The organism is Pseudomonas sp. K5002 (assembly GCF_013386655.1).
Classification (GTDB): Bacteria; Pseudomonadota; Gammaproteobacteria; order Pseudomonadales; family Pseudomonadaceae; genus Aquipseudomonas.
The window spans coordinates 1-1,173 of record NZ_JACARK010001170.1; the positions used below are offsets into that span (position 1 = coordinate 1).

At 61.8% G+C, this 1,173-nt stretch carries 1 protein-coding gene and 1 pseudogene; both read left to right on the forward strand.

The window, feature by feature from the left end; translation table 11 throughout:
• Nucleotides 1-568 (forward strand): DUF1329 domain-containing protein (locus HX846_RS34525; RefSeq protein WP_178967184.1); only part of this gene is annotated, 568 nt, incomplete at its 5' end.
• 209 nt (nt 569-777) lie between these two features.
• Nucleotides 778-1,173 (forward strand): annotated as a pseudogene (locus tag HX846_RS34530) (helix-turn-helix transcriptional regulator); the annotation flags it as partial.

A 1,173-nucleotide genomic window follows, 5' to 3' on the forward strand; every position in this document is an offset into this window, starting at 1 on the left:
CCGTGCGCCGCAAGTGGCCTACGACGGGCCGGGCACTGCGGCCGACGGCCTGCGCACCTCGGATAACTTCGACATGTTCTCCGGCGCCCCCGACCGCTACGACTGGAAGCTGGTGGGCAAGAAGGAGATGTACATTCCCTACAACAGCTACAAGCTCGACTCGCCGACCCTCAAGTACGACGACATCATCAAGGCCGGCCACATCAACCAGGATTTGACCCGCTACGAGCTGCACCGGGTCTGGGAAGTGATCGGCACGGTCAAGCCGAGCGAACGGCACATCTACGCCAAGCGCCACATGTACATCGACGAAGACAGCTGGCAGGTGGCGCTGGTGGACCACTACGACGGCCGCGGCCAGCTGTGGCGTGTTGCTGAAGGTCACGCGCAGTTCTACTACGACCATCAGGTGCCGGCCTACACCGTCGAAACCCTGTACGACATCATCGCCGGGCGCTACATCGCCCTGGGCATGAAGAACGAAGAGAAGAGCAGCTTTGTGTTCGGCTTTGCGGCCAAGGCGGCCGACTACACGCCGGCAGCATTGCGCTCGGAAGGCGTGCGCTAAAACGTGATTGAAGTGCGATCAAACTGTGGGAGCGGGNNCCCGCTCCCACATTTACGGTGTTCCACCTTTAGAACGAGTGCCGGGTGGCCTTTTGGCTCCCGGCTTTTTTATGCCCGCCAATCAGCCTGCTGAATACTCCTCAACAACCGCCAGCCACAGGACTAGGGTAGGGCGCACGCCGCCTAATAATAAAAAACAGGGACGCAGTAATGACCGCCATGACCCGTTGTCTGGATCGTCCTGGATTCATGCCACGCTTGTCTCCCCATCATCTGTTGCGCCCGCGCCTGGCCGTGCCGCTGCTCAACGCCACGGCACGGGTGAAGTTGCTCTGCGCCCCGGCCGGCAGTGGCAAGAGTGCATTGCTCGCCGAGTGCGCGTTGCAGGCGCCTTCGCAGTGCCAGGTGTACTGGTTGCCGCTGAATGGCGTGGCCTCGGATTTGTGTCAGCGCCTGGCGCAAAGCCTTGGCCTCGACTTTGTTGATGAGCCCACGTTGCTGCTGGCCCTGAACCGCTGGCAAGCGCCGGCCTGGTTGTTTCTCGATGACTTCTGCCGCGTGCCGGCGCCTGAACTGGATGGGTTGCTTGACCGCATTCTGGCCGCC